At 70.6% G+C, this 5269-nt stretch carries 5 protein-coding genes; all 5 read right to left on the bottom strand.

Annotated features, from left to right (window positions below; translation table 11 throughout):
* The coding region (gene proB / locus ACYVE7_RS28495; RefSeq protein WP_460368889.1) for a glutamate 5-kinase at positions 1 to 760 on the bottom strand (760 nt) is incomplete at its 3' end.
* A 23-nt stretch (positions 761 to 783) separates the two neighbouring features.
* A complete protein-coding gene (gene obgE, locus ACYVE7_RS28490; protein WP_460368887.1) occupies positions 784 to 2169 on the bottom strand; it encodes a GTPase ObgE in 1386 nt (461 codons plus the stop codon).
* A 141-nt stretch (positions 2170 to 2310) separates the two neighbouring features.
* Positions 2311 to 2568 (bottom strand): 50S ribosomal protein L27, encoded by a 258-nt coding sequence (gene rpmA, locus ACYVE7_RS28485; protein ID WP_344834739.1) that lies wholly within the window; start codon positions 2566 to 2568, stop codon positions 2311 to 2313.
* A 13-nt stretch (positions 2569 to 2581) separates the two neighbouring features.
* A complete protein-coding gene (gene rplU, locus ACYVE7_RS28480; protein ID WP_460368885.1) occupies positions 2582 to 2893 on the bottom strand; it encodes a 50S ribosomal protein L21 in 312 nt (103 codons plus the stop codon).
* 300 nt (positions 2894 to 3193) lie between these two features.
* A partial coding sequence (locus ACYVE7_RS28475; RefSeq protein ID WP_460368884.1) for an Rne/Rng family ribonuclease occupies positions 3194 to 5269 on the bottom strand: 2076 nt, incomplete at its 5' end.

The raw sequence follows: 5269 nt of genomic DNA, 5'->3' as shown, positions 1-5269 counted from the left end.
TCAGCCCGGCCGCGACGGCCCCGGCGGCCGCCGCCGCCGACGTCAGCACGACCGGAACCCCCGCGCCGGTGGCGATCCGCGCCGCCTCGACCTTGGTGACCATCCCGCCGGTGCCGACCTTGCTGCCCGCCGACCCGGTCGTGACGCCTTCGAGGTCGGCCTCGGAACGCACGTCCTCGATCTTGCGGGAGCCGGGCAGCCGGGGGTCGCCGGTGTACAGGGCGTCGACGTCGGACAGCAGCACCAGCGCGTCCGCGCGGACCAGATGGGCGACGAGCGCCGCCAGCCGGTCGTTGTCACCGAACCGGATCTCGTCGGTCGCGACGGTGTCGTTCTCGTTGACGATGGGCAGCATCCCCAGCTTGAGCAGGGCCAGCAGGGTGCGCTGCGCGTTGTTGTGGTGGGCGCGGCGCATCATGTCGTCGGCGGTGAGCAGCACCTGGCCGACGGTCAGCCCGTGCCGCGCGAACGACGAGGCGTACCGCGCGATCAGCAGCCCCTGCCCGACGGACGCGGCGGCCTGCTGCGTGGCCAGATCGCGCGGGCGGCGGGACAGGCCGAGCGGGCCGAGCCCCGCCGCGATCGCCCCGGACGACACGAACACCACCTCGCTGCCCGCCTTACGGCGTTCGGCGAGGACGTCGACGAGCGCGTCGATCCGCGCTCCGTCGATGGTGCCCTGGGGGGTGGTCAGCGACGACGACCCGGCCTTGACGACGATCCGGCGGGCGTCGGCGATCGCCGACCTGAGGCTTTCCACGCGTCGCTCCTAGGGGGAGGGTTCTACCATTCGGACAGGCGCTGGTCGGTGCCGCGCGGGCCCTGGTAGAGCTCACCAGAGCCGGCGATCTCCGGCCGCCAGTCGAACACCACGGAGTCGTCCAGCGTACCGATCATGACGGTGGCGCCGGGCAGCGCGCCCGCCTTGGCGAGGCCGGTCTCGATGCCCAGCCGGTTGAGCCGGTCGGCGAGGTAGCCGACGGCCTCCTCGTTCTGGAAGTCGGTCTGCCGGACCCAGCGGACCGGCTTGGTGCCGGTGATGAGGAACTCGTTGTCGGCGACCTTCTGGATCTCGTACTCGGGGCCGCCCGAGGGGGCGGGACGCAGCACGATCCTGGTGGGCTCCTGGACGGGCTGGGCGGCGCGGTGCGCGGCGACCATCTCGGCCATCGCCCAGGTCAGCTCCTTCAACCCCATGTGGGCGGCCGCGGAGACCTCGAAGACGCGCAGGCCGCGGGCCTCGAACTCGGGCCGGACGATCTCGGCGAGGTCCTTGCCGTCCGGGACGTCGATCTTGTTGAGGACCACGATCCGGGGCCGATCCCCCAGCGCGACGGTGTCGTCGCCGGCGAACAGCTCGTCGTAGGCGGCCAGCTCACGCTCGATGATCTCGAAGTCGGAGACGGGGTCGCGGCCGGGCTCCAGGGTCGCGCAGTCCAGGACGTGCGCGAGGGTCGAGGAACGCTCGATGTGGCGGAGGAACTCCAGGCCGAGGCCCTTGCCCTGGCTGGCGCCCTCGATCAGGCCGGGGACGTCGGCGACGGTGAAGGTGTGCTCACCGGCGCTGACCACGCCCAGGTTGGGGATGAGCGTCGTGAACGGATAGTCGGCGATCTTCGGCTTGGCGGCCGACAGCGCGGCGATCAGCGAGGACTTGCCCGCGCTGGGGAAGCCGACGAGCGCGACGTCCGCGACGGTCTTCAGCTCCAGCACCACGTCGGCCTCGTCACCGGGCTCGCCCAGCAGGGCGAAGCCGGGCGCCTTGCGCTTGGCCGAGGCCAGGGCCGCGTTGCCGAGCCCGCCGTGGCCGCCTTCGGCCGCGACGTACCGGGTGCCCGCGCCGACGAGGTCGGCGAGGACCTTGCCGTCCTTGGTCTTGACGACGGTGCCGTTCGGGACGGTGAGGAGGACGTCCTCGCCGTTGGCGCCGTTCTTCAGACCGCCGGACCCGGGCTTGCCGTTGCCCGCTTTGCGGTGCGGGCGGCGGTGGTAGTCGAGCAGCGAGGAGGTGTTGGGGTCGACCTCCAGGATGACGTCGCCGCCCCTGCCGCCGTTGGCGCCGTCCGGGCCTCCGAGCGGCTTGAACTTCTCCCGGTGCACGGAGGCGCAGCCATGCCCCCCGTTGCCCGCCGCGATGTGCAGGACGACGCGGTCCACGAAGTCAGCCACTGGATTCCTTTCAAGGATGGACGCCTGCCCGGGAACCGTCCCCGCGCCGGTCGCTCACAACAGACAAGGGCGGACCCATGCAGGTCCGCCCTTGGTACAACCGATTCCCGGTGCGGAAGGATTCCGCACCGCGGAGAAGTACTACTCCGCGGCCGGGACGATGCTCACGGCCCGGCGGCCACGGTAACGGCCGAACTCGACGGTGCCCGCGACCAGCGCGAACAGCGTGTCGTCCTTGCCGAGACCCACGTGCAGGCCGGGGTGGTGGTGGGTGCCGCGCTGGCGGATGATGATCTCGCCGGCCTTGACGACCTGGCCGCCGTAACGCTTCACACCGAGGCGCTGAGCGTTGGAGTCGCGACCGTTACGGCTGGACGATGCGCCCTTCTTATGTGCCATTTCAGGGACTCCTTTACTTCGCCGAGATACCGGTGATCTTGACCTGGGTGTACGGCTGACGGTGACCCATCCGCCGCTTGTACCCGGTCTTGTTCCGGTAGTGCATGATGTTGATCTTCGGGCCCTTGACGGCGCCGAGGACTTCGCCGGTGACCGTGTAGTTGGCCAGTTCGGCGGCGGCCGAGGTGATCTTGTCGCCGTCGACGACAAGAACGGCCGGGAAGGTGATGGTGGAGCCGACTTCGGCGGTCAGCTTGTCGACGTTCAGCACGTCGTCGACAGCGACCTTCTCCTGGTGTCCGCCCGCGCGGATGATCGCGTACACGGTGTGTACCTTTCGCTAGTTTCTTCCAGAGCCCCGCGAAGGGCCTGCCCCTGCTTCGACGGCCGAATGGCCTGCCGGAACCTGGGCGGCACACCCGAGAGACCCGTCGCCGGGAGTCTCTAGTGCTCTCTGCTTGCCTCGGACGAGGCGAAAACGCCTTGCGGCGCGAAGACGGGCGTGCTGGAACACGCCCGGCCCTCAGAGTACCGGACTCCCGGCGCGCCCGTCGAATCGGCGGACAAGGCCAGGAGAACGGCGAAGGCCGGAGGGATGATCCCCTCCGGCCTTCGACTCGGTGCCCTACTCGCCGGAGTCGCCCGACTTGCTGGCCTCGATCTTCTCCGCCCTGGTGGGGCGGCGGCTGCGACGGCGCTTGGCCGGGGCGTCGCCCTCGGGCTGCTCGTCGGCCTGGTCGGGACCGACGACCGCCTCGACCTTGACCGACTCGCCGGAGTCCAGGGTCAGGGTGACGGTACCGATCTCGTCGGCGTCCTCCGGCGGCGGACCGGCCGGGCGGACCTTCCTGGTCCGGGTGCGCGGCTTCGGCTTCTCCTCGATCGCCAGGACCGCGGGGGCCGCGGCGATCTCGGCCACGACGGCCTCGGAGCCCTCGATCGCGACGGCGGCCTCACGGGCCACCGACTCGGCCCGGTTCACCTTCGCCTCGACGACGCGCTCGACGTCGCCCTTGCGCTTGCGCTTGTTCCGCGCGCTGTTGCCGTTGCCGTTCCCGTTGCCCTCACCGAGCTGCCGGTCGTCGACCGGGGTCAGCGAGACATGGATGCCGCGGCCGTTGCAGTGGTCGCAGACCTCGGAGAACGCCTCCAGCAGACCGCTGCCGACGCGCTTGCGCGTCATCTGGACCAGGCCCAGCGAGGTGACCTCGGCGACCTGGTGCTTCGTGCGGTCGCGCGACAGGCACTCCAGCAGCCGGCGCAGCACCAGATCGCGGTTGGACTCCAGCACCATGTCGATGAAGTCGACCACGATGATGCCACCCAGGTCGCGCAGCCGGAGCTGGCGGACGATCTCTTCGGCGGCCTCGAGGTTGTTGCGGGTGACGGTCTCCTCGAGGTTGCCGCCCTGCCCGGTGAACTTGCCGGTGTTGACGTCGACGACCGTCATCGCCTCGGTGCGGTCGATCACCAGGGAGCCGCCGGACGGCAGCCACACCTTGCGCTCCAGCGCCTTGGCGAGCTGCTCCTCGATCCGGTAGTAGCCGAACGCGTCGTCGGTGTCGTTCCACCGCTCGGTGCGGTCGGCCAGGTGCGGCGCGACATGGCTGACGTAGTCCTGGACCTCTTCCCACGCCTCGGCGCCCTGGACGACGAGCTTGGTGAAGTCCTCGTTGAAGATGTCGCGGATCACCCGGACGGTCAGATCGGGCTCACCGTGCAGCAGCGACGGGGCCGAGGCGCCCTTCGCCTGCTTCTGGATGTTCTCCCACTGCGCGGACAGGCGTGCGACGTCGGCCGTCAGCTCCTCTTCCGAGGCGCCCTCGGCGGCGGTGCGGACGATCACACCGGCGTTCGGCGGCATGATCTTGCGCAGGATGGTCTTGAGGCGGGTGCGCTCCTTGTCGGGGAGCTTGCGGCTGATGCCCGTCATCGAACCGTCCGGCACGTACACGAGGTAGCGGCCGGGCAGCGAGATCTGGCTGGTCAGCCGCGCGCCCTTGTGGCCGAGCGGGTCCTTGGTGACCTGGACGAGCACCGCCTGGCCGGACTTGAGCGCCGACTCGATCCGGCGGGGCTGGCCCACCAGTCCGGCGACGTCCCAGTTGACCTCGCCCGCGTACAGCACGGCGTTGCGGCCCTTGCCGATGTCGACGAACGCGGCCTCCATCGACGGCAGCACGTTCTGGACCTTGCCCAGGTACACGTTGCCGACGTAAGACTGGTGGCTGGCGCGGTCCACGTAGTGCTCGACCAGCACACCGTCCTCAAGGACGCCGATCTGCGTGCGCTCGCCCTCCTGGCGCACCACCATGACGCGCTCGACCGACTCGCGCCGGGCCAGGAACTCGGCCTCGGTGATGATCGGCGGACGGCGGCGGCCGTGCTCGCGGCCCTCGCGGCGGCGCTGCTTCTTGGCCTCCAGGCGGGTCGAACCCCGCACGGACTGGACCTCGTCCTCGAACGACTTGGCCGAACGCGGCTCGCGCACCCTGACCACGGTGTTCGGCGGGTCGTCGGCGGCCGGCTCCTCATCGTCGCCACCACCGCGACGGCGACGGCGGCGCCGCCGGCGGCTGCCCGCGACGGGGGTCTCCTCGTCGTGCTCGTCCTCGGAGTCCTCCTCCTCGGACTGCTCCTCGACGTTGTCGGCGGGCTCCTCCGACTCGTCCTCACCGGACTCGTCGCGCACCCGGCCACG

It is taken from the genome of Actinocorallia lasiicapitis (assembly GCF_054778695.1).
This window is presented reverse-complemented; position numbering and strand designations above follow the sequence as displayed.

Coding starts and splice junctions, on each gene's coding strand:
- rpmA (WP_344834739.1), bottom strand. CDS start 2,568: ATGGCACATAAGAAGGGCGCATCGTCCAGCCGTAACGGTCGCGACTCC.